Here is a 25,120-nt window from a genome sequence, read left to right on the forward strand (position 1 = left end):
TGTTGGATGCGCTATCGCTTATCCACCCTTCGGGTGCGCCGGCGCTCAGGCGATCTTGCGGAAGGCCACGGCGGACGCCCGGATCGTTGCCTGGATATCCTCGCCGGTATGCGCCGCCGAGACAAAGCCTGCTTCAAAGGCCGAGGGAGCCAGGTAGACGCCCTGTTCCAGCATGGTGTGGTAGAAGGTCTTGAACCGCTCCTGGTCGCAGGCCATGGCTTGGGCGAAATTGGTCACCTTCCCCGCGTCGCTGAAGAACAGACCGAACATGCCGCCCACCTGGTTGGTGCTGAGGGCAACCCCGGCAGCATCGGCCTCCGCCTGAATGCCTGCCAGCAGCTCGCCGGTGCGCTGGCTGAGCCGTTCGAAGAAACCGGGCACCGAGATCAGCTCCAGGGTTTTCAGGCCGGCGGTCATGGCGACCGGATTACCGGACAGCGTGCCGGCCTGATAGACCGGACCCAGGGGGGAGATCCGCTCCATGATCTCGCGCTTGCCACCGAAGGCGCCGACCGGCATGCCGCCGCCGATCACCTTGCCCAGGGTGGTCAGGTCCGGGGTGATGCCGTATAGCCCCTGGGCACCGCCCAGGGCGACCCGGAAGCCGGTCATCACCTCGTCGAAGATCAATACCGTACCGGAGCGGTCACACACCTCCCGCAGGCACTCCAGAAAGCCGGGCAGCGGGGGGATGCAGTTCATGTTGCCGGCCACCGGCTCGACGATGATGCAGGCGATCTGTTCGCCGATCTCGGCAAAGGTGGTCCGGACCTGGTCGCTGTCGTTGTAGTTCAGTGTGATGGTGTGCTCCGCCAGCGAGGCGGGCACGCCGGGGGAGCTGGGCTCGCCCAGGGTCAGCATGCCGGAGCCAGCCTTCACCAGCAGCGAGTCGGAGTGGCCGTGATAGCAGCCCTCGAATTTGACGATCTTGTCGCGGCCGGTGTAACCGCGCGCCAGGCGGATGGCGCTCATGGTCGCCTCGGTGCCCGAGCTGACCATGCGTACCAGATCCATGGAGGGCACCAGCTCGCACACCCGGTCGGCCATCACCGTTTCGATCTGGGTCGGGGCGCCGAAGGAGAGGCCCTTGCGGATGACCGCGGCGACCGCATCCAGCACTTCGGGGTGGGCGTGGCCCAGGATCATCGGGCCCCAGGAGCCGACGTAGTCGATGTACTGTCTGCCATCCGGGTCGTAGATATAGGGACCGCTGGCGTGATCGATAAACACCGGATCGCCGCCCACTCCCTTGAATGCCCGCACCGGAGAGTTCACTCCGCCGGGAATATGCTGCTGGGCCTGAATGAAGCGATCGTGTGAAGCGGTCATGAGGGGGGTCTCTCCGATGTGTTGAATAACTGTCTGAAACGGCGGCAGCGGGCGGCGATATCCGGGGCACCGAAGATGCCGTTGATCACGGCCAGCATATCTGCGCCTGCCTGAATGAGCGTGGCGCCATTTTCCGGGGTTATGCCGCCGATGGCAACCACCGGAATCCGCAGGGAACGTTTCGCCTCGCCCAGCAAGGCGATGTCGGCCTGGACCGCGTCCGGCTTGGTCAGCGACGGGAAAAACCGGCCGAAGGCGACATAGTCGGCCCCGGCCTGCTGGGCGGCGCTGGCCAGCGCCAACCGGTTATAGCAGGAGGTGCCGATGATTGCCTCGGGCCCCAGGGCGGCACGTGCCGCGGCGATGTCATCATCCTCCCGGCCGACATGCACGCCGTCGGCGCCGATCGCCTGGGCGAGGGCGGTGTCGTCGTTGATAATCAGCAGGGCGTCGTGGGCATGACACAACGCCAGCAACGCCGTCGCTTGTGCTTTTCGCCGCGCCGCGTCTGGCTGCTTGTCCCGGTACTGAAGCACGCGGGTGCCGCCGATGAGGGCCTGTGCCACCTGTTGCAGCAGCCCATCGAATCCGTCGGGGTGGGGCTGGGTGATGGCGTAAAGGCCCTTCAGCCGTGCCTGTTTATGCATGAGTAATCACTCACTCGGTTGACGATAGAGGCGGTTGGGAATGTGTTGACCCCGGCCCGGTTGCCAGCCGGCGCTGAGGCTCTCCCAGGTGTAGCGCTGCGCCTCGCTGACCGCCTCAACCAGGGAGACTCCCCGGGCCAGCCCGGCGGCGATCGCCGAGGCGATGGTGCAGCCGGAACCGTGATAGGAGCCGGCGAGTCTGGGCCAGCGTTCCCGGTGGTGAGGGATCCCCGGTCGGTAGAGGGTATTGACCACGTCGGTGGCGGCTTCATGGGTGCCGGTGATCAGCACCGCCTGGCAACCGCGGGCGAGCAACACAGCGGCGCACTCATCCAGTTGCTGACGCTGGGTCAGGCGCCTGGCCTCCTGGGAATTGGGGGTGACCACGGTGGCGCGCGGCAGGATCCGCTCGAGGAGCGTCTCCAGCAGTGCCTTACCGGCCAGTTGGGTTCCGCCGCCAGCCGCCAGGATGGGATCTACGACCACCGGGACATCCGGATACCGGGCCAGCAGGTCAGCGATGGCGAGGGCCGCCTCGGCGCTGCCGATCAGGCCGATCTTGATGGCGCGGATGGGGTAATCCTGAAACAGGGTTTCAACCTGCCGGGTGATCAACGAGGCCTGCAGCGGGATCAGCTCATGCACATCGCGGCTGTCCTGGATGGTCAGGCAGCTGATGACCGTGGCCGCCTGGCAGCCCAGCGCCCCCAGGGTCTCTATGTCGGCCTGGATGCCGGCGCCCCCAGACGGGTCGTGCCCGGCAATGCTCAGGACGATGGGCTTGGGGATGGTGGGTTTGGGAATTGTCTGCATCACATTTGTCACTGCCAGGGCGCGGATAGGGCGCTCGGATTAATCCGGAAAAACAGCCGATCCATCGGCTACAATTAAACCAGCATTCACTGAATACCTCTAGCTCGGGCAGATGAAGATTCCCGGACCGGGGGGGTGGAATGGCAGCAGTCGAGGTTTACTCTACAGCTGAATCGTCCCGATTGGTGAAGTTTATGGATAAGCGAATGAATGAATTGTCCCGATTGGCCAGAGACTATTGTGCACTGATTGAGTCAGCTGACGAAACCGATATCGGTTGGTTGCGGCAGCTCTCTTCCCTGCTGCCGCAACTCCATGCCGCGGTCACGGCACTGGGGGCACCCCCGCGCAGCGCGGACTACTTCACCCCCGATCTGGATGAACGTTTCGAGCGGTTTGCCCGGTTGCGCCGGCTGATAGGGCACCGTGATGCTTATTGGATGGAGTTTGACGTGGCGCCGGATGAGCAGGGCATGTCCGGCAGTCTGGCCGACGATCTGACCGATATCTATTGCGAATTGAAACACGGACTGCATCTGCTGGAGGACCGGCGCGAGCCGGAACGTGCCTTCGATGACTGGTGTTGCGGCTACCAGGACCATTGGGGGCAGCATCTGCTGGATGCCGAACGCCACCTCTACGAGCTCGCCAACCGTAACCAGCTTTAATTCGGTCCGCGTTAATTTCACTAAAAAATCAATGTTTCACGAAAAACTTTCTTTGGTATAGTATCACGCCATACTATTGTTTGCGTTTGGAGAAATACCGATGAGTGAAGCAACCACTAACCTGCTGAAGGATGAGGAACTCAGTCTGACCGAGGCGGCACAGGGCAAGATGGCTGAGCTGGTAGGGCAGGTTGAAGAAGAGGTGAAGGGGATTCGCGTCTATGCCACCGCGGGTGGTTGCAGCGGCATCAGCTTCGGCATGACCTTTACAGATCAGGTCAACGATAGCGATTACATCCTCAACTCCACTGGATTCGACGTGATCGTGGACGGTGAGACCATGCGACACCTGGCGGGCGTGCAGATCGATTTCGTGGATCACGGCCAGGGTAATGCCAGTTTTGTGTTCAACAATCTGAAACCCGCCGAGAGCGGCGGCGGTTGTGGCGGTTGCAGCTCCAGCGCGACACAGGGCGGCGGCTGCTCCTGATCGGTTACGGGTTGCGTAAAAAAGGCCCGCGGATGGCAGCATCCGCGGGCCTTTTGTCTTTCCCGGCCCATTGGGCGGACCGTGCCCGCTGAAACTTCAGCGCATCTGGCTGGCAGATGGCAACTGGACTCTCGCCAAGACGCCAAGCACGCAAAGATTAAAGGGAGGCATCGGTTTTCCTTGGCGTGCTTGGCGAGAGTAATGATCCTTGACTCCGACCCCTGTACTGCCTGGCGGCAGTGCGTAGGATGGGTGGAGGAGGAACGACGTAACCCATCGCCCGGCGGCATCCGAAGATGGGTTACGACGCGCCCGGTAGTCGTGCAGAGCCTCCGGCGATGGAAGCTACGCGCCTCCACCCATCCTACACGCTGTTGTGGCGCCTTTGAGGCACTCACCCAACAAGCCTCCGGCTTTACCGGTGGTAGTTAACGGGATGCCTAAAACGGCTTCAGCACCGCCAGCAGCACTACCGCGACCAGGATCGCCACCGGCACCTCGTTGAACCAGCGGTACCAGACGTGGCTATGCAGGTTCTGGTCCCGGGCAAACTGTTTCACCAGTCTTCCGCAGTAGAGATGGTAGGCTACCAGCAGGCCGATCAGCAGCAGTTTCACATGCAGCCAGCCCATCTTGCCGTACGCCGCCCAGGCGTAGTCGTAGAGCATCCAGAAACCGAACAACAGGGTGAGGAGCATCCACGGGGTGGTGAAGTAGTAAAGCTTGCGTTCCATCATCTTGAACCGCGCATTGCCCGCCTCATCCTCGGTCATGGCGTGGTAAACGAAGAGTCGGGGAAGATAAAATATCCCGGCGAACCAGGTCACCATGAAGATCAAATGCCAGGCCTTCAGCCACATCGCAAACGCACCTCGGAATTGTTGTTAGTTGGGGGTTTCAGTGATTCAGTTTGTTGCTGTTATCGCTGGCGTCATGATACAGCGCCCGCAGGATATCCTGACGCCGGCCGGTCGGCCGCTCGAGATCAACCGGTTCCGCCGGGCCTTTCCCTCGCCCCGCGAAAAATTCGCCAACGGCGCGGAATACCCGCTTCAGCGCCCGCCATAGCTTCGGCAGCAGCCAGATGATCAACAGCAGGCTCAGGACCAGTCCGGCAATGAACAGCCAGGGATAATGGAGCGATGCCCAGAGCCCGCCGATCACCACCAGATCCTCGGCGATCGAGGCGGTCCAGTTGCTGAAGGGTTCCGGCGAGGTGTTGATCAGGACCCGGGTGCCGGTTTTGGTAAAGTGCGTGGTAGCGGCCAGCCCCCCGCCGATCAGCAGGGCGGCAAACTCGGCGGCCTGACTTACCTCAAGCCCCTGGGCCATGCCGGCGGCCAGCACCGCGCCGGCGGGAATACGGATAAAGGTGTGCAGGACATCCCAGCCGGTATCCACGCCCGGGGTCTTGTCGGCAAAGAACTCCACCAGGTACATGAAGCCGGCGGCGGCCATCACCAGTGGATCGCTCAGCAGTTCCAGCCCCGGTGGCAGGGTGATATCACCCGTCATGCCGAAATAACCCAGGACCAGCACGGCGGCATAGAGATTGATGCCGGAGGCCCAGGCCACACCCAGTGTGAGGGAGATGAGTTCAATAGTTTCCATTGATTAATTCCTACACCATTGGGTCAGATGGGAATGGCACTTACTTAAAGCGAATCGCAGGATTTTCGTCATTCCGGCGCAGGCCGGAATCCAGGAATACCGCCACTGATAAGCAGTCTGGATGCCATCCTTAGGTCCGTAAACGGTGCATCCCTGCACCACTCCTCCGGCCTGCGCCGGGATGACGGTAGTTCTTGGCTTAGTAAGTGCCATTCGGGTCAGATGGCATGGGTCAGGCTCATCGTTCGTCCCAGTATGCCACTAACCGGGGGAATATCCCACCAGCCGGCATTTGCCCGGGCGCGCCCGCGGCCCCGCGCCAGGCTCGGGAGTGCGTCATAAAAATGCCATCTATCAGTATGAATTCTAAGATAATATTTGACCTTTAAAGAACACGGATATATAGTGTGCGCATTCCTTGTCGTGGCGCCTGCGGAGATCTCTCCGGGGAGAAGGAATTAAAAAAAACTGTCACACACGCTTAAGCGACCCCCGGGTCGCTTTTTTATTAGTTCTGTCTGCCGCTACCGGTTTGGATCTTTAGATTTTTCCTGTGGCGCCGTATGATTAGGGCTCGCGCAAGAATAATTTCGCAGTACCGAGGGCATCACTGGGCCACGCCGGCAAGGCACGCTTTGCAGGCAATGGCTGTTCCCTTGCCAAAAAGCGTAACGCCGGCGGCGGGGTCCAGTGGCGACCGAATACCGGAACTTATTTTGGCGCGAGCCCTTAACCCCATTTTCCGATCCGGAAGTGACGTGCGTTGCCCTGTCGCGGGGCGCTGTCTTGTGTCCGACCGGCAATCTGTATCCAGTGTGGAATCGAAGCGATGGTGAAAGTAGGTATTGTAGGTGGTACGGGCTATACCGGGGTTGAACTGCTGCGGTTGTTGGCGGGCCACCCGGAAGTGGTGGTCACGGTCATTACATCCCGGGCCGAGGCAGGGCGCCCGGTCTCGGATCTCTACCCCAATCTGCGCGGCCATTTCGATATCCCTTTCAGCGAGCCGGACCTGGGGACCCTGGGCGCCTGTGACCTGGTGTTTTTTGCCACTCCCAACGGTACCGCCATGAAGCTGGTGCCCGAACTGCTCGAACGGGGCTGCCGGGTGGTTGACCTGGCGGCCGATTTCCGCATCAAGGAGATCCCGCTCTGGGAGCAGTGGTACGGCATGACCCACAGCTGCCCGGAACTGGTGGCCGAGGCGGTCTATGGGTTGCCGGAAATCAACCGTGAAGCGATCCGTTCCGCCCGGTTGGTGGCCAATCCGGGTTGCTATCCCACCGCGACCACCCTGGGTTTTCTGCCGCTCATCGAGGCCGGTGTGGTGCGCTTCTCGGGACTGGTGGCCGACTGCAAGTCGGGCGTCAGCGGCGCCGGTCGGGGGGCCAGCGTCGGGCTGCTGATGGGCGAGGTGGGGGAGAGCTTCAAGGCTTACGGGGTGCCGGGGCATCGGCACATGCCGGAGATCCGCCAGAATCTCTCGGCCGTGGCGGCGCAGGATGTGGATCTGACCTTTGTCGCCCACCTGCTGCCGATGGTCCGGGGTATCCACTCCACCCTGTACGCCACCCTGACGGCCGACAAGGATCTGCAGGCGCTGTATGAGTCGCGTTTCCGTGACGAGCCGTTTGTTGATGTGCTGCCACCCGGCTCACATCCGGAAACCCGCAGCGTCCGGGGAGCCAATCACTGCCGCATCGCGGTCCACCGGCCACAGGGCGGGGATACCGTGGTGGTGCTCTCGGTGATCGATAATCTGGTCAAGGGGGCCGCTGGCCAGGCGGTGCAGAATATGAATATCATGCTGGGTCTGGAGGAGACGCAGGGCTTGCGGGCGGTGGCTCTGCTGCCCTGAACCGTGACTTGCGCCCCGTTTCCATGCGCCACTGTTTTGCCATGCTGATTTAACCAGGTCCAGTGACCCAGGGATGAAAATGAGGGGTATGAAAATGAAGACGCCCAGAATCATCCAGTCCCGCAGTCGGTGGGTTTATCTCTGGGGCTTGTTGCCGATACTGATGGCTGTGACGTTGTTGGGAGCCTGGAGTGGCTACATCCAGTTCAGGCATCCGACGGAGGACAGGGTAACCCCGCTGAAATTCCAAGTGACCGAGCAGCGTCGCCAGATTGAGCTGCTGGAGACGCAGCGCGGGCGGCTGCGTGAGCAGGTGGCCGCGCTGCAGCGGGCCAGCCAGATTGACCAGGAGGCGATCCGTCAGGTGCGGGAGGCACTCAGGGAGAGCCGGTCCAGTTACCTGGAGATGGAGAAGGAGCTCAATCTGCTGCGCGGTATTGTGGAGGCCGGGGTCAAGTCCGAGGGGCTCTATATTCAGGGTTTCCGGCTGGACAGGGGCGACCGGCCCGCCAGCTACCGGTTCCGGTTTACCGTCACCCAGGCGCTGAAGAGTGCCGGAACCGCAGTGGGCTGGATCACCCTCTCGCTGGAGGGCGAGCAGGGGGGTGAGACCCGGGAGCTCACGCTTAAAGAGCTCACCGGGGAAACAGATGACAAACTGAAAATGCGTTTCCGGCATTTTCAGGATGTTGATGGGTTGATCGAAATACCGGAGGGCTTCAGCCCGCAGCAGGTGGTTGTGGAGATCAATCCAACCAATAACAGGCTGCCGAAGGTCAATGAGCGTTTTGACTGGCAGGTGGCCGATTAAGAGGATGACAGATGGCGCGTTTTAAAAAGTTCAGGGCTCCGAAGATTGCTACGGTAATCGGCAGCGGGACCACCATTCAAGGTGATGTGAATTTTACCGGCGGTCTGCATGTCGACGGGCTGATCCGTGGCAACGTGATGGTGGAACCGGATGGGGAGTCGGCGCTGACCCTGAGTGAGCAGGGGAGGGTTGAAGGTGACATCCAAGTCCCCAATGTAATACTCAATGGTACGGTCGTGGGGGATGTCTATGCCTCCGAGCGGGTTGAGTTGGCGCCCAAGGCCAAGATTACCGGTACGGTCTATTACAACCTGCTGGAGATGGCGATGGGGGCGGAGGTGAATGGACAGCTGATCCACACCAAGGATGCCCAGCCACAGATGTTGGGGTATGACGGTCAGGAGGCCAAGCCGGAGGAGGCGGCGCCACTCCAGGAGGTCGCGGCGGAGATGACCGAAGAGGAGTCGCAGCGGGTACCCCGGGGGCGGTGACGGCAGGATATTGGTAATACTTGACTATATTGATCAGAAAAGCATAATGTTTTAAACATCGCTCAGTGAGAGCGTTTTTAGGGCCTGGAAAGAAATAACTGCTACGTATTGCGCCGGATTTTCGTTTGCCTTCAAGGCACGGCAAGGCGCGCATAGTAGTTCTATGTAAGTCTTACCGTAACGCCGAAGGCGAACGAAAAGACCAGCAAGGCGTCGTAGTTATTTATTAACAGGTCCTTATTACGGATGTGGAGTTGGCTATGAGTGGTATGCAAGCTGAGACCGAGAACCCGCTGGTATTCACCAATGCGGCGGCGACCAAGGTGTCTGCGCTGATCCAGGCAGAGGGTAATCCCAACCTGATGCTGCGTGTCTTTATCCAGGGTGGGGGCTGTTCCGGTTTCCAGTACGGGTTCAGCTTTGATGAAGAGGAGAAAGATGGCGATACCCGGGTGGATACCGATGGTGTCACCATGCTGGTTGATCCCATGAGCCTGCAGTATCTGATGGGCGCCGAGGTGGATTATACGGAGAGCCTCCAGGGATCGCAGTTTGTGATTCGCAACCCCAATGCGACCACCACCTGCGGTTGCGGTTCTTCCTTCTCGGTTTAACCACCCCCCCACTCTTTTCAGGGATTAAAAAGCCCCCGCATCCTCCGGATGCGGGGGCTTTTCTTATGCAGGACAGCTTTGTCCTGGTGAATGTCTCAGTTCGCCGGTACGGCGGGTGCTGCCGGAGCTGCCGGAGCTGCCGGGGCGGCGGGATAGCCATACGGGACCGGGGGGTAACCATACGGGGCGCCATAGCCACCGTAGGGGACACCATAGCCACCATAGGGTGCGCCGTAGCCACCATAGGGTGCGCCGTAGCCGCCATACGGATAGCCATAACCGCCATAGGGATAGCCATAGCCACGTCCATAGGCATTGCCGTAACCGCTGCCGCGCGCACCGAAGTTCATGTTGAAGTCGCCGGATCCGTCGCCCCAGCCGTCACCCAGACCGTTCCATGGGCCACCACCCCAGGGGCCGCCCCACCAGGCGGAGGCCGAGGCGGATGCAGCGAGCAAGGCTGCAATGGCGGCTGCTTTCATGATGCGTTTCAATAATATCTTCTCCCTAAGTCATATTTGGGTACTGAAAGCCCTTTCAGCGTCGGGGCCTCCCGAGTAAAAATATTAGCGGATTCTAAATAAGTCAACCGGCATATCTGCTGTTATTGATCTGGATTAACTGCCGCGCAATGATCATTTTTTAAACAGCAGGGGCGACTTCGTCACTCAGGGATCGGAGTCAAATTTAATCAGGGAAATGCGGCCGTTCGCACGACAATGTCCATCCAATTTGCCTCCGACCCCTCCGGTAAATCTTCAAGCGATGTTCGACCCGAGCTGGAGCTGGTGGGGCATCCGGTCATTTCTTGAACAACAGCGGTGCGACGTCGTCAAAGCCGCAGGCGAAGTGAACCTTGATCCCTTTGCGGATATGCTCGGGTACCTCGTCATACTCGCCCCGGTTCTCCTCCGGCAGGATCAGCTCGCGGATGCGGGCACGGCGTGCGGCAATCATCTTCTCCCGCACTCCGCCGATCGGGAAGACATGGCCGGTCAGGGTGAGTTCGCCGGTCATGGCGAGATGTCGCACCGGCTGATTGCGCGCCAGCGACAGTAGCGCCGAGGCAATGGTGATGCCGGCGCTGGGGCCGTCCTTGGGCGTGGCGCCGGCCGGTACGTGCAGGTGGATGAAGCCCTTTTCGAAAAATTCCGGGTCGGCCCCCAGGCGGGCGGCATTGGCCATCACGTAACCGTAGGCGATCTCGGCCGACTCGCGCATCACGTCACCCAACTGGCCGGTCAGCTTGAAGCCCCGGGTATAGCTGTGGGTGCGGGCGGCCTCGATGCTCAGGGTCGCCCCGCCCATGGCGGTCCAGGCCAGCCCGGTAACCACCCCCGGACCGGTCAGGTTGCGCTCGTCGCGGAAGATCGGGCTGCCCAGGTACTCCTTCAGATCCGCCTCTTCCACGACAATCGGGGTCGGCTCCCGGTCCAGGATCTTGACCACCGCCTTGCGCACGATCTTGCCGATCTGCTTCTCCAGGCGCCGCACCCCGGCATCCCGGGCATAGCCCTCGATGATCGACTTCAGGGCCACGGTGTTGAGCTTCAGCTGGTTGCGTTTCAGGCCGGCCCGGCGCAATTGCCGGGGCAGCAGGTACTTACGGGCGATCTGCAGCTTCTCCTGGGCGATATAGCCGGAGAGCGGGATGATCTCCATGCGATCGCGCAGCGGGGCGGGGATGGTATCGAGCTGATTGGCGGTGCAGACAAACAGCACCTTGGAGAGGTCGAAACGCAGGTCCAGGTAGTGGTCGAGAAAGTCGCTGTTCTGTTCCGGGTCCAGCGCCTCCAGCAGGGCCGAGGCGGGGTCGCCCTGGAAGGAGGCGCCGATCTTGTCGATCTCATCCAGCATGATCACCGGGTTGGCGGTCTCCGCCTCCTTCATCGCCTGGATGAATTTGCCCGGCATGGCGCCGATGTAGGTGCGCCGGTGGCCCTTGATCTCCGCCTCGTCGCGCATGCCGCCGACCGAGAAGCGGAAGAAGGTGCGTCCCAGGGCGTCGGCGATCGATTTGCCGATGGAGGTCTTGCCCACGCCCGGCGGGCCCACCAGCAGGATGATGGAGCCGCTGACCTCGCCTTTCATCATGCCCACGGCGAGGAACTCCAGGATGCGTTTCTTGACGTCGTCCAGTCCGTAATGGTCCTTGTCCAGCGCCTTGCGCGCCGCGCCCAGGTCGAGCTTGTCCGGGCTGTGTCTGCCCCACGGCAGCAGGGTGATCCAGTCGATATAGTTGCGCGTCAGGGCGTACTCCGGTGAGCCGGTTTCCAGAATGGCGAGCTTCTGCATCTCCTCGTCCAGTCGCTTCCCCGCCGTATCCGGCAGCACCAGCTGCTCCAGGCGCTCTCTGAATTTCTCCAGTTCGGCGGTGCGGTCATCCTTCTCCAACCCCAGCTCCTGCTGGATCGCCTTGAGCTGTTCACGCAGGAAAAACTCCCGCTGATGGGTGTTGATCTTGTCCTCGACCGTCTTGCGGATCTCGTTCTGCGCCTTGGCCAGCTCCAGCTCCTTGTTGAGCAGCAGCAGCACCTTTTCCATGCGCGGCAGCAGGTCGACCTCCTGCAGCACCTCCTGCAGCTGGAAGCGGTCGGCGGTGGTGAGGCTGGCGGCAAAATCGGCCAGGTGGGAGGGGTCATCCGGTCCCAGCCGGTCAAGGAAGATGCGCAACTCCTCGCCATACAGCGGATTCAGCGGCACCAGCTCCTTGATGGTGTTGATGACCGCCATGGCATAGGCCTTGATCTCGTCGCTGGGTGCCGAGGACTCTTCGGTGAAGTAGTGGACCTGGGCCTTGAACGGGGCGCTACGGGAGACAAAATGATCGATCCGGAAGCGCTGCAGACACTCCACCAGCACCTGCAGGCGGCCCTCCACCTTCTGCACGCGGTGGATCTTGCAGGCGGTGCCGATGTAGCGGAAGTCGCTCGGCACCGCCTCTTCCGAGGTGGTGGCATCGGTCATGACGATACCGAGAATCGACTGGCTGGATTCATGCGCGGCGCTGATGGTCTCTTCCCAATGCTCGTCGTTCATCAGCAGCGGCACGGCCTGTCCGGGGAAGAACGGGCGGGTGGTCACCGGCAGCAGGTGGATCACACCCGGGAGGACGTCTCCCTGACGGGCCAGTACATGGTCGGTGATGATGTCCAGGGTGTCGGCGTTGATGGCGTCGTCATTCATGCTTCTAATCCACTCTCGTTTTTATATTTGCCGGGTAGGCCGGGCCGGCTGTTTTTTTCATCTCTGGGGTGTACCTGTCCAGATAGGTTATATCAGGCTGGTGGTGCGGTTTTACAAGCCAGGTTGGAGAGGCGCACGAAATCGGCCAGGGAGAGCCGTTCCGCCCGCAGTGACGGATCGATTCCGGCGGCACCGATCAGCTCGGCGTCCATCAGTTTGCCGAGGCTGTTGCGCAGGGTCTTGCGGCGCTGGGAAAAGGCGCTGGTGACCAGGCGGGAGAAGTGCGCCGGGTCGTCGATGACGTGGGGCGGCTGCGCGTGGGGGATCAGCCGCACGATGGCCGAGTCCACCTTGGGTGCCGGCTTGAAGGCGCCGGGGCCGATCTCGAACAGGGCCTCCACCTCGCACCACGCCTGCATCATCACCGACAGGCGGCCATAGGTCTTGCCGCCCGGCCCGGCGGCCATCCGTTGCACCACCTCTTTCTGCAGCATGAAGTGCATGTCGCGGATGATGTCGGCAAACTGCAGCAGGTGGAACAGGATCGGGGTCGAGATGTTGTAGGGCAGATTGCCCACCAGCCGCAGCGGGCGGCCATCGCCGGCCAGCGACGCGAAATCGAATTTGAGCGCATCGCTGTTATAGATATTCAGTTCGCCCAGCCCGGCGCAGCTGACCGCCAGGGGGTGGATCAGATCCCGGTCCAGTTCCACCGCGTCCAGCCGGCCACAGCGTTTCAGCAGCTCCCGGGTGATGGCACCATGACCCGGACCGATCTCCACCAGGTGCTCGTCCGGCCTTGGATGGATGCTGGCGATGATGCGCTGGATCACGCCGGGATCGTGCAGGAAGTTCTGGCCGAAACGCTTCTTGGCCTGATGGGGTGGTCTGGAGTTCATGCGGCACATCCCTGTGCCGCACCCTGACGGGCGGCCTGCGGCCGTGAAAATGGTCTCTCCTGCCAATTTTTCATGCGGTGGGCACATCCCTGTGCCGCACCCTGGCGTGCGGCCTGCGGCTGTGAAAATGGTCTCTCCTGCCAATTTTTCATGCTCATCGTGATCTGTTGTTGCTATCGGGCGGAATGCCGATCGTTTCGCGATCATACCACCAGAAGCGCCTGGCTGTCGGTGGGGAGAGGGAAGTCGGGTGCAATCGAAAGTGTTGGTCAGCTTATTTGGCAACCGAAAAAAACGGTTATTTACGGATTCAGCCCGTAGGGTGGATAAGCCGGTAGGCGCATCCACCATTGCTACGGTGGATGCGCAAGCTTATCCACCCTACAGTACTACTGACCAACACTTTCGATTGCACCCAGGGAAATCAGCAATTCTAAATATGGCTTTAACTCACAGGTGTCGTTCAGGGCGGCCCGCCCGGCGCCTGGATTGAATTCCGGCAACTGAACTCTGACACTGGAGTTAAACGGCTATGTGAAAGCCATATTTAGAATAGCTGGAGGGAGATTCGGGGCGTCCGGTGACTCGTCGATCCAGGGGGTGGTGTCAGGCGGCGGCCAGCAGATAGAGGGCGAACAGGCCCTGCTCCCCGACCCAGTGGCGGACCTGGCGCAGTCCCGCCCGGTCGGCCTGGGCCAGGAACTCCTCCGGCGCATATTTGTAGGAGTTCTCGGTATGGACGGTCTCTCCCGCCCCGAGTTCGAAGCAGTAACCGTTCAGGCGCAGGGTCTGCCGGCAGCGGCTGACCAGGTGCATTTCGATGCGCCCCAGCTCCCGGTTGTAGAAGGCCCGGTGTGCAAAGTTCTCCGGTTCACACTCCACCCCGACCTCGTTGCGTATCCGCTGCAGCAGATTGAGATTGAAGGCGGCGGTGATCCCGGCGGCGTCGTTGTAGGCGGCATGCAGAATGCCGGGGTCCTTTTTGGTGTCGACGCCGATCAACAGCATGCCGTCGCGGCCGATCTTGTCGCCCACCAGGGCGAGGAATTCACAGGCCTCGCGGGGCGAGAAGTTGCCGATGCTGGAACCGGGGAAGAAGGCCAGCCGGGGACCCGCCGGGACGGTCTCCGGTATCGGCAGCGAGTGGGTGAAGTCGACGCAGGCGGCGTGCACCGGCAACCAGGGGAACTCGTCGACCAGCTCGGCGGCGGCCTGCTTGAGGAATTCGCAGGAGATATCCATCGGTACATAGGCGACCGGTTTCAGGGCGTCCAGCAGCAAGCGGATCTTGGTGGCGGAGCCGGCGCCGGGTTCGAAGACGACGCGGCCGGTGCCGGTCAGTTCGGCAATCTCGCCGGCCAGGCGGGTGAGCATCGCCTGTTCGATATTGGGCGGGTAGTACTCGGGCTGTTCGCAGATCGCGGCAAACAGCGCCGAGCCGCGCGCATCATAGAAAAACTTGGGCGGGATCGACTTGGGGCTGGCCGAGAACCCCTTGATGACCGCATCCTGCAGGCTCAGGGTCTTCGGTTTGTGGTCGTGAAAGGTGATTTTCTTGGCCATCAGGCATCCTCTGCCAGGCGCAGTCCGGAGAACATCCAGCGTTCATGGGGATAAAAAAAGTTACGGTAGCTGGGGCGCATGTGTGCGGCGGAGGTGGCGCAGCAACCGCCGCGCAACACCATCTGGCTGGACATGAACTTGCCGTTGTACTCGCCCATGGAACCGGCCAGCGGCCGGAAGCCTGGGTAGGCGGTGTAGGGCGAGGCGGTCCAGGCCCAGAGGTCACCGTACCACTGGCCGCCGGGTCCCGCCGGGGCCGGGTGCAGCAGATCGCTGTCGACGAAATTGCCCGCGATCGGCTGCTCGTCCAGGATCAGCTCCAGCTCCTCCTCCCGGGGCAGGCGTTTGCCGCTCCAGCGGGCATAGGCGTCGGCCTCGTAAAAGCTGAGATGACAGACCGGTTCATGGGAATTGAGCGGGCGCTCGCCGCCCAGGGTGAACTGCCGCCAGACGCCATCCCGCTGTTCCCAGTACAGCGGCTGCCGCCACGCCTCCTGCTGTAGCCGGAACCAGCCGTCGGCGAGCCAGAGCGCAGGGTTGCCATAACCGCCATCCTCGATGAACTCCAGGTACTCGGCATTGGTCACCAGCCGGTCGGCCAGCCGATGGTCGTGGATCAGTATGGAGTGGCGGGGGGTCTCGTTGTCGTAGGCGAAGCCGCTGCCGCCGTGGCCGATGGAGTGCAGTCCGCCCTCCTGCGCCAGCCAGCGGACCGGCGGGGCCTCGCCCGGTGGCACCTTGAGGTCCGCCCGGTAGGCCGGTTTGACGGGATTGACCGACAGGTTGTGCTTGATATCCATCAGCAGCAGTTCCTGGTGCTGCTGTTCATGCTGCAGTCCCAGGGTGATGCGGAACGCGACCTCCCCCCATTCGGCGCTTTCAGCGTCGCCGATCAACGCCTCCATCCGGCTGTCGACATGGCGGCGGTAGGCCAGCACCCGCTCCAGGGTGGGGCGCGAAAGCAGGCCGCGCCTGGGGCGTGGGTGCATGGCGCCGACGGTGTAGTAATAGCTGTTGAACAGGTAGTGGAAGTTGGGATCGAACGGGACGTGGTCCGGGTTGAAGTGCTCCAGGACAAAGGTTTCAAAAAACCAGCTGACATGGGCCAGATGCCATTTGGGCGGGCTGGTCTCGGTGATGGACTGGATCTGGTAATCGTCAACCGCCAGCGGCTGGCACAGCCGCTCGCTGAAGCCCCTGATACGGCGGTAATCTTCCAGTAGCGTCTCCCTACTCATCGCGGATACCTGTGCTCTCCGACCTTCCTGTAACCATAGCCCAATTTTTCCGCGGCACCGGGTGGATCGGATTAAGGAGGAACGGGGGCAGCTTGGTAGGGTGGGCACGCTTTTTGTGCCCACGCGGAAGGTGTGGCACGGGGGCAACAAGGTGGGCACAGACTACGTGCCCACCCTACGAAACTACGTGCCCTACGAAACTATTTTTTTCGGGCTAGGCCCGCGGTCTGACGGTAGGCTGTGATTGAGCGGAGTGACGCTGGTTGTGGTTGCGCACCAGGACCTCTATCTGCGCGCTCGGCAGCGGCTGGCTGTAGAGGTACCCCTGACCCATTTCACAACCCAGCTGGCGCAGATAATTCTCCTGGTACGGGGTCTCCACTCCCTCGGCAACGATCTCCAACTGGAGGCTGTGGCCCAGGCTGACGATGGCCTTGACGATGGCGGCGTCGTCGTTGTCATCGGCCAGGTCCTGGACAAAAGAGCGGTCGATCTTGAGCCGGTTGATGGGCAGTTTTTTCAAGTAGCTGAGGGATGAATAACCGGTGCCGAAGTCATCGATGGCCAGTTTTACCCCCATGTCCCGCAGCTGGCGCAGGGCATCGATGGAGGCGTGGAGCTCGCTCATGATGAAGCCCTCGGTCACCTCCAGCTCCAGCCACTCCGGCCGGCAGCCGGTCTCGTCGAGGGCGCTGGCGATACTCTCCACCAGGTCGTCGCGGCGGATCTGCTTGCCCGCCAGGTTGACCGAAACGGTGTCGATCGGCAGGCCGGTACGCTGCCACTCCACCATCTGGCGGCAGGCGCTTTTCAGTACCCAGTTGCCGAGGGGAACGATCAGTCCGGTGGTCTCGGCCACCGGCAGGAACCGCCCCGGGGGCAGGATGCCCTGTTCCGGATGATGCCAGCGCACCAGCGCCTCCAGGCCCACATAGCGGCCCGTGGCGAGGGACTTCTGCGGCTGGTAGTAGACCGTCAGCTCGTCCTTCTCGATGGCCCGGCGCAGGCTCCCCTCCAGGGTGATCCGGTCATAGGCGGAGGCGGTCATCTCCCGGGTGTAGAAGTTGTAGCTGTTGCGCCCTTCGTCCTTGGTGCGATACATGGCGGCGTCGGCGTTCTTCAGCAGGGTCTCGGCGCTGTCTCCGTCCTCCGGGTAGAGGCTGATGCCGATGCTGCAGCCGACGAAAATTGACTGGCCGTTGATCTCGAAACGTTCGTTGAGCTTGTCGAGGATCTTCTGGGCAAGCGAGATGATGTCGGCGGTATCCCTCACCTCCTCCATCAGCAGGACAAACTCATCGCCACCCAGCCGGGCGATGGTGTCATCTTCCCGGGTGATCGAGAGCAGACGCTGGGTGACCTGCTGCAGCAAGCGGTCGCCCGTCATGTGTCCCAGGCTGTCGTTGATGAGCTTGAAGTTATCCAGGTCCAGGAACAGCAGGGCCAGCCGGCGCTGCTTGCGTCGGGCATGGGTGATGGCGTGCTCCATCCGCGCATCCAGCAGCAGTCGGTTGGGGAGATTGGTCAGGGTGTCGTGATGGGCCAGGTGTTTCAGGTTTTTCTCCGCCTGTTTGCGGATGGTAATCTGTTTCTCCAGGCTCTCGTTGGTACGGGTCAGCTCCCGGGTACGCCGCTCGACCTGGTCTTCCAGTTGCGTCCTGTGCCGTTCCAGCGCATCCTGCGCCGCCCGGCGTTGCGATACCTCACTGCTCAGGTCGTCGATCAGTGACTGGTTGTGGGTCTCCAGTTCGATGGAGCGGCGGATCTGCCGGTTCATGTTGCGGCTGGTGGCGGCGATCAGTCCGGTGTAGATCAGGCTGGCGATGCTCAGCAGCAGACTCCACTGGGTATTCTGGATGACCAGCACCGCCACCAGAAAAAGCGATTGTGGCAGCACGTAGGCGAAGAAGGCGGGCAGCCTCGCGGCGAGGACCGGCACCGCCACCGAGATGGTGCCGAAGATCACCAGAAAGATCACGAAGTGGACAAAGATGTCGTCGGAGGTGAGCATCAGCGGGGTCAGACTGCCCCAGGCGATGCCCACCAGCAGGGTGCTCAGCACATAGCGCCGCCCCCAGGTCACCGGCGGGTGGCGCTGCTCGGCGAGCCCGTGCCGGACCACCAGCCAGGTACGCAGCAGGACGGAGAGGAGCATCGCCAGGTTCCAGACGATCAGCAGCCGATGCTCCAGCTTGTCCCACAGGCTGATGGAGAGCAGGATAGAGATGGCGGCCACGGTCAGGTTGGCCGGCATGGCATTGGCGTACAGCAGGCTGATCTGCTGGGCCAGCACGTGCTCTGAAGGAGGGGTGTTATAGCGCATTGTCCATGCCTGCCAGCGCCGCTGACTCAGTGGGTCCCTGTTCTGATAACCCTGTAAACTACTGCATTGGCGGACGGAGTCAAATCCGCGACACTGCCGTGGGGATTGAAATCCGGGGTTTTGCACATATTTGACTCCATTCCCCTGAGCAAGCGAAACCTGGGAATTTCCGCGTGTAAAGGTAAGTTTAGGTATTAATCTCTGGTATTGATAGCGGCGGTTTCCGCGCCGGCTTGAAGCAATGCCCCCAATGATCTGGAAAAACGCTAATATAGAAGGTAAGCTACCGCGCCCTTGGCGCCTTTTTGTAACTAACCGAATGCCCGGCAAACTCTATATCAAGACTTTTGGCTGTCAGATGAACGAGTACGACTCCGACAAGATGTCGGATCTGCTCAGGGAATCCCACGGCTACACCCTGACCGACCGCCCGGAAGAGGCGGATCTGCTACTCCTCAACACCTGCTCGATCCGGGAAAAGGCGCAGGAGAAGGTGTTCTCCCAGCTGGGCCGCTGGCGCCCCTGGAAGGCGCAGCGCCCCGATCTGGTGATCGGCGTGGGCGGCTGTGTCGCCAGTCAGGAGGGGGAAGCGATCCGCGAGCGCGCGCCCTACGTGGACCTGGTGTTCGGTCCCCAGACCCTGCACCGCCTGCCGGAGATGCTGGAGACGGCGCGGCGCGAGCGGGTACCGGTGGTGGATATCTCCTTCCCCGAGATCGAGAAGTTCGACCGCCTGCCGGAACCCCGCTCCGACGGCCCCAGCGCCTTCGTCGCCATCATGGAGGGGTGCTCCAAGTACTGCACCTTCTGCGTGGTGCCCTACACCCGGGGTGAGGAGATTAGCCGGCCGTTCGACGACGTGCTGGCCGAGGTGGCCTCGCTGGCCGCCCAGGGGGTGCGCGAGGTCAACCTGCTGGGACAGAACGTCAATGCCTACCGCGGCCTGATGGATGACGGCGCGGTGGCCGACTTGGCGCTGCTGATCCAGTACGTGGCGGCCATCGACGGCATCGAGCGTATCCGTTTCACCACCTCCCACCCCATGGAGTTCTCCGACAGCCTGATCGCCGTCTACGGCGAGGTGCCGGAGCTGGTGAGCCACCTGCACCTGCCGGTACAGAGCGGCTCCGACCGGGTGCTGGCGATGATGAAGCGCGGCCACACCGCCTTCGACTACAAGGCCAAGATCCGCCGCCTGCGCGCGCTGCGCCCCGAGCTCAGCCTGTCGTCCGATTTCATTATCGGCTTCCCCGGTGAGACCGAACAGGATTTCGAGCACACCATGAACCTGATCGAGACCATCGGCTTCGATCACTCCTTCAGCTTCATCTACAGCGCCCGACCGGGCACCCCGGCGGCCGAGCTGCCGGATGACGTGCCGCTGGCGGAGAAGCAGGCACGCCTGGAGCGGCTGCAGCGGCGCATCACCGAGATGGCCGGGCAGATCAGCCGGCGCATGGTGGGCACGGTGCAGCGGGTGCTGGTGGAGCGGCACGCCAAGAAGGACCGGCGGCAGCTGGCCGGGCGCACCGAGAACAACCGGGTGGTCAATTTCGACGGTCCCGAGGGGCTGATCGGCGAGTTCGTGGAAATCCGTATCACCGAGGCCCTGCCCAACTCCCTGCGCGGGGAGCTCATTGACGAGGCGTTGGCCCAATCCGCATGAGCAAGGCCGCCTCCAGGACTGCATCCGTGTCCGACCACCCCAAAGACCTCGATCTGTCGTTGACCCCGGAAGACAACCAGCTGTTGGCCAATCTGTGCGGCCAGCTGGATGAACACCTGCGCCAGATCGAGCGCCGCCTGGGCATCGAGATCAACTATCGCGGCAACCATTTCAAGCTGCTGGGCGAGCCGGAGGCGATCGCCGCCGCCGGCGAGGTGCTGCAAGCCCTTTACAGTCAGGCTCGCCATGAGGTGCTGACCCCGGAGGCGGTGCATCTTTACCTGCAGGAGTCGGGCATCGATGCCCTGCTCAATGACCTGGCCAAGAGCAGTGTCCCCGAGGTGGTGATCAAGACCCGGCGCGGCATGATCCGCCCGCGCGGCGTCAATCAGCAGGAGTACCTGCACAAGGCGGTGATCCATGACCTCAACTTCGGCATCGGCCCGGCCGGTACCGGTAAGACCTACCTGGCGGTGGCCTGCGCGGTGGATGCCCTGGAGCGCGACCAGGTACGGCGCATCCTGCTGGTGCGCCCGGCGGTGGAGGCGGGCGAGCGGCTCGGCTTTCTGCCGGGCGACCTGTCGCAGAAGATCGACCCCTACCTGCGCCCGCTGTATGACGCCCTCTACGAGATGCTCGGATTCGAGCGGGTGGCCAAGCTGATCGAGCGCAACGTGATCGAGGTGGCCCCGCTGGCCTACATGCGCGGGCGCACCCTGAACGACGCCTTCATCATCCTCGACGAGGCGCAGAACACCACCCCCGAGCAGATGAAGATGTTCCTCACCCGCATCGGCTTCGGCTCGACCGCCATGATCACCGGCGACGTGACCCAGGTGGACCTGCCCCGGGGGCATGTCTCCGGGCTGCGCCAGGCGATCGAGGTGCTGAAGGATGTGGAGGGGATCAGCTTCACCTTCTTCAACGCACGCGATGTGGTGCGCCACCCCCTGGTACAGAAGGTGGTGGGCGCCTACGACAATTTTGATAGAAACAAGGATAAGCTGTGAACCTGTTGTTGGAGATCCAGCGGGTGGTGGAGGGTGACGGCATACCGGGGCCGATGCAGTTTCAGGCCTGGGCCGAGGCGGCGCTGCACGGGCGCCTGGAGCGCGCGGAACTGGTGGTGCGCATCGTCGACCGCGAGGAGAGCCGGCAACTGAATCGGGAGTACCGCGGCAAGGACAGCCCCACCAACGTGCTGTCGTTTCCGTTCGAGGCGCCGGCGGTGGTGGCCAATGATCTGCTGGGCGACCTGGTGATCTGTGCCCCGCTGGTGGCGGAAGAGGCGGCCGAGCAGGGCAAGCCACTGGAGGCGCACTGGGCACACCTGCTGGTGCACGGGGTGTTGCATTTGCTGGGATTTGATCATATTAATGACCCGGAGGCCGAAACGATGGAGGGCCTCGAAGTGGAGATCCTGGAATCCCTGGGATATTCCGATCCATACCAAATCGAAAGGGAACTATGAGTAGCGACGGCACTACCAGCGGTTCGATGTCCAGGTCCTGGCTGAAAAAGATGTTACAGGCCTTCGGCAACGAACCGGAAAACCGGGAACAACTGATTCAACTGCTCAGGGACGCGAAGCGCCGCGCCCTGCTGGATACCGAAGCGCTCTCCATGATGGAGGGGGTGCTGCAGGTCTCCGAACTGCGGGTCCGGGATATCATGATCCCGCGTGCCCACATGGTGGTGATCGAGCGCGACGCTCCGCTGGAGGCGATCCTCCCCATCGTCATCGACTCCGCCCACTCGCGCTTCCCGGTCATCGGTGATGACAAGGGCGAAGTGGAGGGCATCCTGCTGGCCAAGGACCTGCTGGTCTACTTCGGCGAGCACAAGCGCCGCTTCGATATTCGCGACGTACTGCGGGCGGCGGTCTTCGTGCCGGCCAGCAAGCGGCTCAACGTGCTGCTCAACGAGTTCCGCGCCAGCCGCAGCCACATGGCCATCGTGGTGGACGAGTACGGCGCCGCCGACGGCCTGGTGACCATCGAGGATGTGCTGGAGCAGATCGTCGGCGAGATCGAGGACGAACACGACTTCGATGAGGGGACCACCATCCTCAAGCGCAGCGAGACCGAGTACACCGCCAAGGCCGGCACCTCCATCGACGAGTTCAACGACTACTTCGACAGCCAATTCCCGGACGAGGAGTTCGACACCATCGCCGGCCTGGTCACCCAGTCCCTGGGGCACCTGCCGAAACGCGGCGAGGTGGCCGAGATCGACCGCTTCCGCTTCGAGGTACTGCGCGCCGACAGCCGGCGCATCCATCTGCTGAACATTCGCCTGCTGCCGCAACAACTGGACAGTGCTCATTAAGCACGGCGACTTCTGGGGGATCGATATGGTGGTCGCCCTGATCTCCTTTAGCTGCCATGCCCGTTAGCCCGAGCAACCGCCTGGCGCGAAGTGTCCCGTGGCGGCTTCCGGCCGCCTTTGCCGCGGGTGCCCTGTCGGTGCTCGGCTTCGCCCCCTTCTCCCTCTACCCCTTGGCCCTGGCGGGGCCGCTGCTGCTGCTCTGGCTGTGGCGCGATGCCTCGCCGCGGTCCGGTTTCCAGAGCGGCTGGGCCTATGGCCTCGGGCTGCTCGGCTTCGGCGTGTTCTGGCTGCACATCAGTATCGATCAGTTCGGCAACCTGGGGACGGCCGCGGCGATCGCCCTGACCCTGCTGTTCGTGCTGGCGCTGGCGCTCTATTACGGGCTGGTGGGCTGGCTGACGGCGCGGCTGTGGCGACGCGGCGGCGGGGACTGGTCCCTGCTGCTGACGATCCCCTCGCTCTGGGTACTGGGGGAGTGGCTGCGTGGCTGGATCCTAACCGGCTTCCCCTGGCTGGTGCTCGGCTACTCACAGATCGACTCGCCCCTGGGCGGCTATGCCCCGCTGTTCGGGGTCTACGGCGTCAGTTGGTTGCTGCTGCTGAGCGTGGCGCTGCTGTTCCGCCTGCTGCGGCCCGGGGTGGGCGGGCGTCGCTGGCTGGGCGGGCGTGGCTGGCTGGCCGGCGGCCTGGTATTGCTGTGGGGCGGTGGCGCGCTGCTCCATCAGGTGCAGTGGACCGAGCCGGCGGGCGAGCCCCTCCAGGTGAGTATGATCCAGGGCAATATCGCCCAGGAGGCGAAGTGGCAGCGCGACTCGCTGCGGCCAACCCTGGCGCTCTATACCGGGCTGACCCGCGAGCAGTGGCAGAGCGACCTGATCATCTGGCCGGAGACGGCGGTGCCGGCGTTTGCCCACCAGGTGGAAGAGACGCTGCTGCAGCCCCTGGCGGCGGAGGCGCTGGCCAACCGCAGTGAACTGCTGATCGGCATACCCCAGTGGGACGGCGAGACGGGTGCCTACTACAACGCCATGCTGAGCCTGGGCCAGGACCCGGATCAACAGCGCGGCAGCTACGCCAAGCGCCACCTGGTGCCGTTCGGCGAGTTCATGCCGCTGAAGCGCTGGCTGCGGCCGCTGGTCGAGTGGCTGCAGATCCCCATGTCCGATTTTACCCCCGGCGATTCACCGCGCCCGCTGCTGCGCCTGGCCGGCTACTACGCCGGGATCTCGATCTGCTACGAGGACGCCTTCGGCGAGGAGGTGATCGAGGCGCTGCCGCAGGCGGCGTTCCTGGTCAATGCCAGCAACGACGCCTGGTTCGGCGACTCCCTGGCGCCACGCCAACACCTGGAGATGGCCCGCATGCGCGCGCTGGAGAGCGGGCGCTACCTGCTGCGCTCCACCAATACCGGGATCTCCGCCCTGATCGATCCGAAGGGCAAGGTGCAGGGATTCTCCCCGGCCTTCCAGCAGCACGTGCTGAGCGGCGAGATCATCCCCATGCAGGGCGCCACCCCCTATGTGCGGGTCGGCAACTGGGCGGTGGTGCTGTTTTCCTGTCTTCTGGTTTTAGTAGCCTTGCTCAAGGGCGGCCACAGGGGTGCACCCCTCCGATAATATCAAGGGGTTGCCCTGTCCCGGGCAGGCACAGGGGCCTGCCCCTACGCACTTGTGGGTTGGGTGCAAGGATGGGGCGGTGGGTCTTGTCATAGCCATCTGTCCGTGCCTCCCTGGCGGATTTGTTTCAAGGTGCAGGATCCGTAGGGGCAACCCCCCGTGGTTGCCCTTTAATACCCACGTATAACTGATCCAGCTCCCATTGTGCCGGGTTGTTCCGGATATACTCCCGCGTCAGGTCCAATTCCGCCTCGTCGCGGATGATGCGTTCCCAATAATTGCGTTGCCACAACTGGCCCGGGAACGGCGGCCAGCCGGATTGTTTGACGCCGTCTATGTATCTTTTCGTTGCCAGGCTTTTGAATCGATGAACCAGGTCGGGAAGTGACAATCTCGCCGGGCCAGACCGTTGCCGTGATCCGTGTGACGGTGCCCGATCCGGGCAGGCACGGGGGCCTGCCCCTACGAGACCCAGAATGCCGTGCATATGGTTTGGCATGATGACCCATTTATCGACCTCGGTGCCGGGGTAATAGAGCGGTATTTCGTTCCAGATGGATTGGATCATTTCGCCGGCGCTGTTCAAATGCATTACCCCATCCACAATCTCGCCAAACAGGCATAGACGATCCCGGGTGCAAATGGTGACGAAATATGCGCCGGCCTGGGAATAATCGTATCCCCGCAGACGGAGCGACCGGCGATGGGGTTTGGGACTATTCGGTTTTGTCATATCCATCTATTCATGCCTCCCTGGCAGATTTGTATCAAGGTGCGGATACCCGTAGGGGCAACCCCCCGTGGTTGCCCGATCCCGGGCAGGCACGGGGACCTGCCCCTACGCAATTGCGGGTTGGGTACAAGGATGGGGCGGCGGGTTTTGTCATATCCATCTGTTCATGCCTCCCTGGCAGATTTGTATCAAGGCGCGGATACCCGTAGGGGCAACCCCCTGTGGTTGCCCGGTCT

23 protein-coding genes are annotated in these 25,120 nt (G+C 62.4%); 11 read left to right on the forward strand and 12 right to left on the reverse strand.

Annotated features, from left to right (window positions below):
• Window positions 1-45: 45 nt before the first annotated feature.
• Genes hemL through thiD form a run of 3 tightly spaced genes read right to left on the reverse strand, consistent with a single transcriptional unit; the run spans window position 46 to window position 2,789 of the window.
• Window positions 46-1,329: a glutamate-1-semialdehyde 2,1-aminomutase gene (gene hemL / locus O9K64_RS20275; protein ID WP_275099929.1), complete on the reverse strand. Its 1,284-nt coding sequence runs from the start codon at window positions 1,327-1,329 to the stop codon at window positions 46-48.
• The gene (gene thiE, locus O9K64_RS20280; RefSeq protein ID WP_275099930.1) at window positions 1,326-1,976 is read right to left on the reverse strand and encodes a thiamine phosphate synthase; all 651 of its coding nucleotides are present in this window, start codon (window positions 1,974-1,976) and stop codon (window positions 1,326-1,328) included. The genes hemL and thiE overlap by 4 nt, the downstream gene beginning before the upstream one ends.
• A 6-nt stretch (window positions 1,977-1,982) precedes the next feature.
• Entirely contained in the window at window positions 1,983-2,789 is an 807-nt protein-coding gene (thiD, locus tag O9K64_RS20285; protein WP_275099931.1) for a bifunctional hydroxymethylpyrimidine kinase/phosphomethylpyrimidine kinase, read from the reverse strand.
• Between the two features lie 206 nt (window positions 2,790-2,995).
• Here thiD and O9K64_RS20290 point away from each other — a divergent pair, with 206 nt between their 5' ends.
• Together O9K64_RS20290 and O9K64_RS20295 are read left to right on the forward strand one after the other, a co-directional pair.
• Complete coding sequence (locus tag O9K64_RS20290) at window positions 2,996-3,457, forward strand: DUF5063 domain-containing protein (protein WP_275099933.1); 462 nt, start codon at window positions 2,996-2,998, stop codon at window positions 3,455-3,457.
• Between the two features lie 100 nt (window positions 3,458-3,557).
• A complete protein-coding gene (locus O9K64_RS20295; RefSeq protein WP_275099934.1) occupies window positions 3,558-3,947 on the forward strand; it encodes a HesB/IscA family protein in 390 nt (129 codons plus the stop codon).
• Window positions 3,948-4,387: 440 nt separating this feature from the next.
• On the opposite strand, the gene O9K64_RS20300 is transcribed toward O9K64_RS20295, so the two are convergent.
• Both O9K64_RS20300 and O9K64_RS20305 read right to left on the reverse strand, forming a co-directional pair.
• Window positions 4,388-4,807: a CopD family protein gene (locus O9K64_RS20300; protein ID WP_275099935.1), complete on the reverse strand. Its 420-nt coding sequence runs from the start codon at window positions 4,805-4,807 to the stop codon at window positions 4,388-4,390.
• Window positions 4,808-4,844: 37 nt separating this feature from the next.
• Window positions 4,845-5,558: a DUF4126 domain-containing protein gene (locus O9K64_RS20305; RefSeq protein WP_275099936.1), complete on the reverse strand. Its 714-nt coding sequence runs from the start codon at window positions 5,556-5,558 to the stop codon at window positions 4,845-4,847.
• Between the two features lie 829 nt (window positions 5,559-6,387).
• On the opposite strand from O9K64_RS20305, the gene argC reads away from it, so the two are divergent.
• The 4 genes from argC to erpA all read left to right on the forward strand — a co-directional run bounded on the left by argC (window position 6,388) and on the right by erpA (window position 9,332).
• Window positions 6,388-7,416, forward strand: a complete 1,029-nt coding sequence (argC, locus tag O9K64_RS20310; RefSeq protein ID WP_275099937.1) for an N-acetyl-gamma-glutamyl-phosphate reductase — start codon at window positions 6,388-6,390, stop codon at window positions 7,414-7,416.
• 94 nt (window positions 7,417-7,510) lie between these two features.
• Window positions 7,511-8,227 carry a DUF6776 family protein gene (locus O9K64_RS20315; protein ID WP_275099938.1) on the forward strand — a complete coding sequence of 239 codons (717 nt, stop codon included), beginning with the start codon at window positions 7,511-7,513 and terminating at the stop codon, window positions 8,225-8,227.
• A gap of 11 nt (window positions 8,228-8,238) precedes the next feature.
• Window positions 8,239-8,718, forward strand: coding sequence for a bactofilin family protein (locus tag O9K64_RS20320; RefSeq protein WP_275099939.1), 480 nt, complete (start codon window positions 8,239-8,241; stop codon window positions 8,716-8,718).
• A 260-nt stretch (window positions 8,719-8,978) separates the two neighbouring features.
• A complete protein-coding gene (gene erpA / locus O9K64_RS20325; RefSeq protein WP_275099940.1) occupies window positions 8,979-9,332 on the forward strand; it encodes an iron-sulfur cluster insertion protein ErpA in 354 nt (117 codons plus the stop codon).
• Window positions 9,333-9,427: 95 nt separating this feature from the next.
• Here the strand turns inward: erpA and O9K64_RS20330 are convergent, their stop codons facing one another.
• The 6 genes from O9K64_RS20330 to O9K64_RS20355 all read right to left on the reverse strand — a co-directional run bounded on the left by O9K64_RS20330 (window position 9,428) and on the right by O9K64_RS20355 (window position 18,541).
• The gene (locus O9K64_RS20330) at window positions 9,428-9,826 is read right to left on the reverse strand and encodes a sulfur globule family protein (protein ID WP_275099941.1); all 399 of its coding nucleotides are present in this window, start codon (window positions 9,824-9,826) and stop codon (window positions 9,428-9,430) included.
• Between the two features lie 307 nt (window positions 9,827-10,133).
• Window positions 10,134-12,518, reverse strand: a complete 2,385-nt coding sequence (gene lon / locus O9K64_RS20335; protein ID WP_275099942.1) for an endopeptidase La — start codon at window positions 12,516-12,518, stop codon at window positions 10,134-10,136.
• 92 nt (window positions 12,519-12,610) lie between these two features.
• Window positions 12,611-13,417 (reverse strand): 16S rRNA (adenine(1518)-N(6)/adenine(1519)-N(6))-dimethyltransferase RsmA, encoded by an 807-nt coding sequence (gene rsmA, locus O9K64_RS20340; protein ID WP_275099943.1) that lies wholly within the window; start codon window positions 13,415-13,417, stop codon window positions 12,611-12,613.
• A 606-nt stretch (window positions 13,418-14,023) separates the two neighbouring features.
• Window positions 14,024-14,980, reverse strand: a complete 957-nt coding sequence (gene egtD, locus O9K64_RS20345; protein WP_275099944.1) for an L-histidine N(alpha)-methyltransferase — start codon at window positions 14,978-14,980, stop codon at window positions 14,024-14,026.
• The gene (gene egtB, locus O9K64_RS20350; protein ID WP_275099945.1) at window positions 14,980-16,218 is read right to left on the reverse strand and encodes an ergothioneine biosynthesis protein EgtB; all 1,239 of its coding nucleotides are present in this window, start codon (window positions 16,216-16,218) and stop codon (window positions 14,980-14,982) included. The genes egtD and egtB overlap by 1 nt, the downstream gene beginning before the upstream one ends.
• Before the next feature lie 214 nt (window positions 16,219-16,432).
• Window positions 16,433-18,541 (reverse strand): putative bifunctional diguanylate cyclase/phosphodiesterase, encoded by a 2,109-nt coding sequence (locus O9K64_RS20355; protein WP_275099946.1) that lies wholly within the window; start codon window positions 18,539-18,541, stop codon window positions 16,433-16,435.
• A 319-nt stretch (window positions 18,542-18,860) separates the two neighbouring features.
• Between O9K64_RS20355 and miaB the strand changes: the two genes are divergently transcribed.
• Genes miaB through lnt form a run of 5 tightly spaced genes read left to right on the forward strand, consistent with a single transcriptional unit; the run spans window position 18,861 to window position 24,151 of the window.
• Complete coding sequence (gene miaB / locus O9K64_RS20360; RefSeq protein ID WP_275099947.1) at window positions 18,861-20,207, forward strand: tRNA (N6-isopentenyl adenosine(37)-C2)-methylthiotransferase MiaB; 1,347 nt, start codon at window positions 18,861-18,863, stop codon at window positions 20,205-20,207.
• 26 nt (window positions 20,208-20,233) lie between these two features.
• Window positions 20,234-21,217, forward strand: a complete 984-nt coding sequence (locus tag O9K64_RS20365; RefSeq protein ID WP_275099948.1) for a PhoH family protein — start codon at window positions 20,234-20,236, stop codon at window positions 21,215-21,217.
• Window positions 21,214-21,678 carry an rRNA maturation RNase YbeY gene (gene ybeY, locus O9K64_RS20370; RefSeq protein ID WP_335342326.1) on the forward strand — a complete coding sequence of 155 codons (465 nt, stop codon included), beginning with the start codon at window positions 21,214-21,216 and terminating at the stop codon, window positions 21,676-21,678. The genes O9K64_RS20365 and ybeY overlap by 4 nt, the downstream gene beginning before the upstream one ends.
• On the forward strand, window positions 21,675-22,535 hold the full coding sequence (locus O9K64_RS20375; RefSeq protein WP_275099949.1) for an HlyC/CorC family transporter: 861 nt from the start codon (window positions 21,675-21,677) through the stop codon (window positions 22,533-22,535). Before ybeY ends, O9K64_RS20375 begins: the two co-directional genes overlap by 4 nt.
• Before the next feature lie 56 nt (window positions 22,536-22,591).
• Entirely contained in the window at window positions 22,592-24,151 is a 1,560-nt protein-coding gene (gene lnt / locus O9K64_RS20380; protein WP_275099950.1) for an apolipoprotein N-acyltransferase, read from the forward strand.
• A 127-nt stretch (window positions 24,152-24,278) separates the two neighbouring features.
• On the opposite strand, the gene O9K64_RS20385 is transcribed toward lnt, so the two are convergent.
• Window positions 24,279-24,890, reverse strand: coding sequence for a transposase (locus O9K64_RS20385; RefSeq protein ID WP_275099951.1), 612 nt, complete (start codon window positions 24,888-24,890; stop codon window positions 24,279-24,281).
• Between the last annotated feature and the right edge of the window lie 230 nt (window positions 24,891-25,120).

The organism is Sedimenticola hydrogenitrophicus, assembly GCF_029017505.1.
GTDB lineage: Bacteria > Pseudomonadota > Gammaproteobacteria > Chromatiales > Chromatiaceae > Sedimenticola > Sedimenticola hydrogenitrophicus_A.

What these genes read in the sequence shown, in the direction of transcription:
- hemL (WP_275099929.1), bottom strand. Translation starts at nt 1,329, where the DNA reads ATGACCGCTTCACACGATCGCTTCATTCAGGCCCAGCAGCATATTCCC.
- thiE (WP_275099930.1), bottom strand. Translation starts at nt 1,976, where the DNA reads ATGCATAAACAGGCACGGCTGAAGGGCCTTTACGCCATCACCCAGCCC.
- thiD (WP_275099931.1), bottom strand. Translation starts at nt 2,789, where the DNA reads ATGCAGACAATTCCCAAACCCACCATCCCCAAGCCCATCGTCCTGAGC.
- O9K64_RS20290 (WP_275099933.1), top strand. Translation starts at nt 2,996, where the DNA reads ATGAATGAATTGTCCCGATTGGCCAGAGACTATTGTGCACTGATTGAG.
- O9K64_RS20295 (WP_275099934.1), top strand. Translation starts at nt 3,558, where the DNA reads ATGAGTGAAGCAACCACTAACCTGCTGAAGGATGAGGAACTCAGTCTG.
- O9K64_RS20300 (WP_275099935.1), bottom strand. Translation starts at nt 4,807, where the DNA reads ATGTGGCTGAAGGCCTGGCATTTGATCTTCATGGTGACCTGGTTCGCC.
- O9K64_RS20305 (WP_275099936.1), bottom strand. Translation starts at nt 5,558, where the DNA reads ATGGAAACTATTGAACTCATCTCCCTCACACTGGGTGTGGCCTGGGCC.
- argC (WP_275099937.1), top strand. Translation starts at nt 6,388, where the DNA reads ATGGTGAAAGTAGGTATTGTAGGTGGTACGGGCTATACCGGGGTTGAA.
- O9K64_RS20315 (WP_275099938.1), top strand. Translation starts at nt 7,511, where the DNA reads ATGAAGACGCCCAGAATCATCCAGTCCCGCAGTCGGTGGGTTTATCTC.
- O9K64_RS20320 (WP_275099939.1), top strand. Translation starts at nt 8,239, where the DNA reads ATGGCGCGTTTTAAAAAGTTCAGGGCTCCGAAGATTGCTACGGTAATC.
- erpA (WP_275099940.1), top strand. Translation starts at nt 8,979, where the DNA reads ATGAGTGGTATGCAAGCTGAGACCGAGAACCCGCTGGTATTCACCAAT.
- lon (WP_275099942.1), bottom strand. Translation starts at nt 12,518, where the DNA reads ATGAATGACGACGCCATCAACGCCGACACCCTGGACATCATCACCGAC.
- rsmA (WP_275099943.1), bottom strand. Translation starts at nt 13,417, where the DNA reads ATGAACTCCAGACCACCCCATCAGGCCAAGAAGCGTTTCGGCCAGAAC.
- egtD (WP_275099944.1), bottom strand. Translation starts at nt 14,980, where the DNA reads ATGGCCAAGAAAATCACCTTTCACGACCACAAACCGAAGACCCTGAGC.
- egtB (WP_275099945.1), bottom strand. Translation starts at nt 16,218, where the DNA reads ATGAGTAGGGAGACGCTACTGGAAGATTACCGCCGTATCAGGGGCTTC.
- O9K64_RS20355 (WP_275099946.1), bottom strand. Translation starts at nt 18,541, where the DNA reads ATGCGCTATAACACCCCTCCTTCAGAGCACGTGCTGGCCCAGCAGATC.
- miaB (WP_275099947.1), top strand. Translation starts at nt 18,861, where the DNA reads ATGCCCGGCAAACTCTATATCAAGACTTTTGGCTGTCAGATGAACGAG.
- O9K64_RS20375 (WP_275099949.1), top strand. Translation starts at nt 21,675, where the DNA reads ATGAGTAGCGACGGCACTACCAGCGGTTCGATGTCCAGGTCCTGGCTG.
- lnt (WP_275099950.1), top strand. Translation starts at nt 22,592, where the DNA reads ATGCCCGTTAGCCCGAGCAACCGCCTGGCGCGAAGTGTCCCGTGGCGG.
- O9K64_RS20385 (WP_275099951.1), bottom strand. Translation starts at nt 24,890, where the DNA reads ATGGATATGACAAAACCGAATAGTCCCAAACCCCATCGCCGGTCGCTC.